The organism is Pseudomonas cichorii (genome assembly GCF_019719005.1).
Taxonomy (GTDB): Bacteria; Pseudomonadota; Gammaproteobacteria; order Pseudomonadales; family Pseudomonadaceae; genus Aquipseudomonas; species Aquipseudomonas cichorii_E.
Genome location: NZ_JAIGPJ010000072.1, coordinates 1 through 4,994, shown reverse-complemented (window position 1 = coordinate 4,994; position 4,994 = coordinate 1). Strand labels below are relative to the sequence as shown.

Annotated in this window: 5 protein-coding genes and 1 pseudogene; 5 read left to right on the top strand and 1 reads right to left on the bottom strand. The window is 56.4% G+C overall.

The window, feature by feature from the left end; all coding sequences use genetic code 11:
• Positions 1-246 precede the first annotated feature (246 nt).
• From K5D32_RS25560 to K5D32_RS26455, 5 genes and pseudogenes are all read left to right on the top strand, one after another.
• The gene (locus K5D32_RS25560) at positions 247-693 is read left to right on the top strand and encodes a hypothetical protein (RefSeq protein WP_221602297.1); all 447 of its coding nucleotides are present in this window, start codon (positions 247-249) and stop codon (positions 691-693) included.
• Between the two features lie 111 nt (positions 694-804).
• Positions 805-1,269, top strand: coding sequence for a multidrug transporter (locus K5D32_RS25555; protein WP_221578778.1), 465 nt, complete (start codon positions 805-807; stop codon positions 1,267-1,269).
• 10 nt (positions 1,270-1,279) lie between these two features.
• Positions 1,280-2,104 (top strand): SDR family oxidoreductase, encoded by an 825-nt coding sequence (locus K5D32_RS25550; RefSeq protein ID WP_221602296.1) that lies wholly within the window; start codon positions 1,280-1,282, stop codon positions 2,102-2,104.
• Between the two features lie 302 nt (positions 2,105-2,406).
• Positions 2,407-3,501, top strand: a pseudogene (locus K5D32_RS26460) (nitrate- and nitrite sensing domain-containing protein); the annotation flags it as partial.
• Positions 3,496-4,362, top strand: a complete 867-nt coding sequence (locus K5D32_RS26455) for a methyl-accepting chemotaxis protein (protein WP_409372897.1) — start codon at positions 3,496-3,498, stop codon at positions 4,360-4,362. The pseudogene K5D32_RS26460 and the gene K5D32_RS26455, both read left to right, overlap by 6 nt.
• Positions 4,363-4,507: 145 nt before the next feature.
• Here the strand turns inward: K5D32_RS26455 and K5D32_RS25540 are convergent, their stop codons facing one another.
• On the bottom strand, positions 4,508-4,741 hold the full coding sequence (locus tag K5D32_RS25540; RefSeq protein ID WP_221578780.1) for a zinc ribbon domain-containing protein: 234 nt from the start codon (positions 4,739-4,741) through the stop codon (positions 4,508-4,510).
• Positions 4,742-4,994: the final 253 nt, after the last annotated feature.

Genomic DNA, 4,994 nt, shown 5'->3' with positions numbered 1-4,994 from the left:
TTGTAGCTTGTAGCTTGTAGCTTGTAGCTTGTAGCTTGTAGCTTGTAGCTTGTAGCTTGTAGCTTGTAGCTCACAGCTTACATCTCCCCCCGTCCGTCACCCCCTGCCATAAGCCTCGTTAAATATGCTTGACTGAAAGTTCCTACACTTGACAAAGCCTCTTGGCACAAGAGTAGCAATAAGACAGCAAGTCATTACCAATAGATATAACCAACCCATACAGTTATATCTTTCAGGGCAATCAAAATGAGCAGCGAAGGCATAGACGTTACTGGCGTAACGGTAGAGATCAACACCCCCGATAATCCATCTGAAATCACAGAGTTCAAGATACCGCTGAGTGACGGGACCGTCTCCGAATCTGTCACACAGCCCTACATACGTGAAGCAAACGAGCGCGCGGAACTGAGCGCCATCCTTGCCAACAAAGGATTCACGCTTGTATTACCGGGTTTCGAGGACGGGGCATTCCATGAAGTCGTGATGACATTTTCCACTCCTGATAACAGTGGCAGCATCATCTCGACTCGCCTGCAACTTGAACAAGGCAAAGATTCGATCGATGTCGTGAAACAAAGCGAAATCCGCAAGGCGTTCAAACCAGGTGACAAGGCAAGGATTCAGGTTTTTCTCAGCATAACGCCTGATATCTGGGTGGCAGGCAAAGAGTCCATTGAGTACAGCATTGTCTAGAATTCCGGCATGAAGAGTCAGACGGAATATCTCGTCATTTATCTCTGCCATTGGTAAAGCCCACCTGCCTTTCGGTAGGATGCCAGCTTCCATGCTGACGAGATGCGCATCATGCTGATCGGTATTGTGCTTATCCTGACCTGGCTCATCCTGCTGCTGCGCTATCCAGCCAAAGCGTTGCCGGTGTCACTGGCCGCTGCTGCAGGTCTGGGGATAGTCGCAACCGTCGTGATCTGGCAAGACAACCGCGAAGCGCGTCAACTGGAGCGCCTGGGGTTGCGTCTGGATTACGCGCCGCAACAATGCCCGGCAGGCAAACCCTTGCTGGTGCTCATCGACAATACCAACACGGTTCCCCTGCGCGAACTACGCTGGCGCGTGGCGGCCTATGCGCCCGGCGATACCGTGAACCTCGCCGAAGACGCCTACGCTGCACCGCATTACAGCGGCCCCGGAGCATTGCAACCGGGCAGTCAGTGGCAGGACTGCCTGCCGTTGCCGCCTTTACGCTCTGGCTATCGCCCTCAAAGCCTGGAGTTCCGCCCCGAACACCTACAAGGCAGCTTCTCGGATTAAGGAAAACCAAATGCCCACAGCACTTATCACCGGCTGCTCGAGCGGCATTGGCCGGGCTCTGGCGGATGCTTTCAAAAACGCGGGTTATCAAGTCTGGGCCACGGCCCGCAAGGCTGAAGACGTCGCCAGCCTCAATGCTGCCGGCTTCAGCGCCGTACAACTGGACGTCAACGACGGCGAAGCACTTGAACGTCTGGCCACTGACCTTGAACGGCAAGGCGTCGGGGTGGATGTGTTGATCAACAACGCTGGTTATGGGGCCATGGGACCACTGCTCGATGGTGGCGTAGAGGCCATGCAGCGTCAGTTCGAGACCAATGTGTTTTCCGTGGTGGGCGTCACCCGGGCATTGTTTCCGGCCTTGCGGCGCAGCAAAGGGCTGGTGGTGAATATCGGCAGCGTCTCGGGCGTGCTGGTCACTCCCTTTGCCGGTGCCTACTGTGCGTCCAAGGCTGCCGTGCATGCATTGAGCGATGCCTTGCGCCTGGAACTGGCACCGTTCTCGATTCAGGTCATGGAAGTACAGCCCGGCGCCATCGCCTCAAGCTTCGCGAAAAACGCCACCCATGAAGCCGAGCAACTGATCAGCGAACAATCTCCCTGGTGGCCCATACGCGAAGGCATTCGCTCCAGGGCAAAAGCCTCTCAGGACAACCCGACTCCCGCCACCGACTTCGCCCGGGAACTGCTCAAGGCCATCCAGCAGGCAAACCCGCCACGCCTGCTGCGTCTGGGCAACGGCTCGCGGGTCTTGCCACTGATGTCATGGCTGTTGCCCAAGGGGCTGCTGGAAGGCGGATTGAAAAAACGCTTCGGCCTCAACACAACCTTGTGATCACCTCCCGCCCCTTTCTGCCGCGCTGAAACTCGATAGCCCCCCATATGGGGGGCTTTGGTCACCAAGGCAGCCATCTAGTATCCGCACCCAAAAGCAGCAATAAATCATTCAACATGCTTGCTTGCGCCCCAAAATTGCGCGCACCACATAAAGCTTACCGTTGAGCGGCCGATACACTCAAACGGAGGCAAGACCGCTATGGCAGGCTGATATTCGATCATCTATGCAACTCCTTACAGCAAGGAGCGAATAGCAACACACATCCGTTTACGGTCAGTCTGCAAGAAAAGAGGTCTGCAATGCTTAAAAATGCTCCTTTGAGTATGAAGTTACTGCTCATTCTGATGTTTCCCCTTCTTGGGCTTCTGGCCTTCTCCGGTATCTACATTGCCGACAAGATCCAGTCTCTGGATGCCATGAGCCGCACCGTTTCGGCCAGCAGCACTGCACAAAAACTGAGCAACCTGGTCACGACCCTCCAGCGCGAACGAGGTGCAAGCGGGGTATTCCTGGGCAGTGGCGGCAAATCCATGCAGGACAAACTCAAGAGCTTCCGTGCAGACACCGACAAGGCCGCGGCCGTGATGAAGGCTCTGCCTCGCCAGAGCGGCATGGACAAGGTATTGCAGACGATAGACGAGCTGGGCACCTTGCGTCAGAAGGTGGATGCGCTGGGACTCAACAGTAACGAGTCGGGTGCGCGTTTCACTGACATGATCAAAAACCTGGTCGACTTCACCTACTCGCTGGAAGCCAGTGTCGATGAACCGGCAATCCTTCGGGCGCTGAGCTCGCTCAACCAGTTCGTGGCGATGAAAGAGCGTGCCGGTCGCGAGCGCGTGCTGCTCGGTCTGGCCTTCAACCAGAATCGTTTCGATGCGAACCTGTTGTCGCGTTTCAGCCGTAACCTCGGTGAGTTCAGCGGCTACTTCGAAGCCTTCCAGCGTTGGGCACCGCAGATCTTCAAGACCAGAATGGACAGCGTCCTGCAACAACCCGGCTCGCTGGAAGTGGCCCGCCTGCAGCGTCTGGCCTTCGATACTCCATTGGGCGACGCACTCAATATCAAGCCTGAAGACTGGTTCAATCTGTCGACCAACCGTATCGATCAGATGGGCATTGTCGAAGAAGAACTGAGTCAGGCGGTATTGAACCTGGCAACCGATGCTCGCGCAGATGCCCAGCGCGGCCTGTACGTGGCAATCGCCACCGTCGTACTGATGTTGATTGCCGTGCTTTGCCTGGCACAACTGATCATCCGCAACATCAAATTTGCGGTCAGTGATGTCAACCGTACTCTGATTGCCCTGTCGACCAGGGATCTGACTGTCAGAACCCAATACACCGGCACGGATGAGTTTGGCGAAATCTCACGCAACCTGGACAACATGGCGCAGCAGATCAGCGACGTGATCCGGGAGATCGGCAGCGCGACCACTAAAGTCGCTCTGGGAGCCGATGAATCGTCGGCGGTCGCGGTCCAGACCAGCCAGAACGTTGCCCAGCAACGCCAGGGTACCGATCAGGTCGCCACGGCCATCAGCGAGATGAGTGCCACGGTAAAGGATGTCGCTCGCAGCACCACCGACGCCGCCGAGATGTCACAGCGCGTCAACACCAGCACCGTCCAAGGCAAAACCGAGATCGACAACACCATTCGTCTGATCAAGGACCTTTCGGTGCAGGCAGAACAGACCTCGCAGATCATCGATAACCTCAAGGGCGAGAGCGATTCCATTTCCTCCGTGCTGGACGTGATCCGTGGCGTCGCCGAGCAGACCAACCTGCTGGCCCTCAACGCTGCCATCGAAGCCGCACGGGCTGGCGAACAGGGCCGAGGCTTCGCCGTCGTGGCCGACGAAGTACGCCAGCTGGCCAAGAAAACCCAGGACTCCACCGTCAGCATCCAGAGCATGATCGCGAATCTGCAAGCCGGCTCCGACAGCGCAGCACAATCCATGAAGGAAACCCTGAACAAGGCTCAGGAAGGAGCAAGCAACGTGGTACGTGCAGGCGACTTGCTGGAGGAAATCGCCAACGGCATCGCGAGCATCAGCGACCGCAACATCCAGGTCGCCTCGGCTGCCGAAGAACAGAGCCTGGTGGCCGAAGAAATCCATCGCAACGTCAACGACATCAACACACTGGTCGTTCAAGTCAGCGCAGGCGCCGAGCAAACGGCTCATACGAGCCGCGAACTGGCACGTCTGGCCGAGCTTCAACAGGGGCTGGTCAACCGCTTCAAGGTGGTTTGAGGCAACGCCTTAACGACCTTTTCACCAATAAATTCGCTCCTGCAACCCGAGCAGGAGCGAATTCATTCGCGAAGAACGCACCACCTCTCGACCTTCACCAACGAACGCTCCGGTCCGGTCTGCGCCATACCCATCAGATGGGTACTCAGCGCAGAATAATCACTGCAGCGACAGCAATCACAGCCACCACACCAAAGACCATGCGTGCCAGCCAGGGAGCGGTCAGCCATACCCCTGTCACGCCAGCGATCTGGCCAATGTTTTTCTCGGAGAAATAGCGCTTGTTATCCGTTGCCTGGCCAGGGTGGCCGCAATGTGGGCAAGCGTAGGCTTTATCGGAAATTTTTGCCGAGCATTCAGGGCAGTCAATCAAGCTCATCACTCACCGTCCGTTCTTATCGATGATCGCAAAGTGAAATAAAGACCGGGCTTTCTGATTTTGGTTCTGACCCGGCCCAAATGACCGGCTCATTTCGACGCCTCCCGTGAACGGCTCCTCGCTTCACAAGACTCTCCAGAAAACCCTCTGCAGGCACTTTTTTATCCGAGCAACATCACATAGCCATTATGCGCAAGAAGTTGCGCACTTTTCTGTGGATAACCTGTGATCAGTTCTCTCTGACTCACGCCGT

Bases quoted from the DNA above. Each gene is read 5' to 3' on its own strand.
- K5D32_RS25550 (WP_221602296.1), top strand. From the start codon at position 1,280: ATGCCCACAGCACTTATCACCGGCTGCTCGAGCGGCATTGGCCGGGCT.
- K5D32_RS25555 (WP_221578778.1), top strand. From the start codon at position 805: ATGCTGATCGGTATTGTGCTTATCCTGACCTGGCTCATCCTGCTGCTG.
- K5D32_RS25560 (WP_221602297.1), top strand. From the start codon at position 247: ATGAGCAGCGAAGGCATAGACGTTACTGGCGTAACGGTAGAGATCAAC.
- K5D32_RS25540 (WP_221578780.1), bottom strand. From the start codon at position 4,741: ATGAGCTTGATTGACTGCCCTGAATGCTCGGCAAAAATTTCCGATAAA.
- K5D32_RS26455 (WP_409372897.1), top strand. From the start codon at position 3,496: ATGGCGCAGCAGATCAGCGACGTGATCCGGGAGATCGGCAGCGCGACC.